1 pseudogene is annotated in these 321 nt (G+C 79.4%); it reads right to left on the reverse strand.

Annotated elements, in window-relative coordinates:
* Positions 1-321 (reverse strand): annotated as a pseudogene (locus AB8Z75_RS35350) (hypothetical protein); the annotation flags it as partial.

Consider the following 321-nt stretch of genomic DNA (forward strand, 5'->3'; position numbering starts at 1 on the left):
GCGCGCGGGGACCGCCACCGCTCACTGCCACCGCCGCCGCCACGTCGGCGAACGCGGGCCTGGAGTAATCCCCGCCCGTCCACTGCCCGGTCAGCCCGCTCGGCTGGGCCCTGACCCACGGCGGAGTCCGCCGCGCGAGCAGACCGTGGGCCGGCAGACCACCGCCCATGCCGCGGGCCCAGCCGGGCATCCACAGGGGGGCGGCTTCACCGCTTCCGACCACCGGCCCGGCCCCCGGGCCGGCTGCTGAACTGCCCTCCGCCGCCCCGTCCGTGGCGGCCTCGTCCTCCCACGCGACCGCGACCGCGTCCCCCGACCCCT

The sequence above is a fragment of the Streptomyces sp. PU-14G genome (assembly GCF_041028275.1).
Lineage (GTDB): Bacteria > Actinomycetota > Actinomycetes > Streptomycetales > Streptomycetaceae > Streptomyces.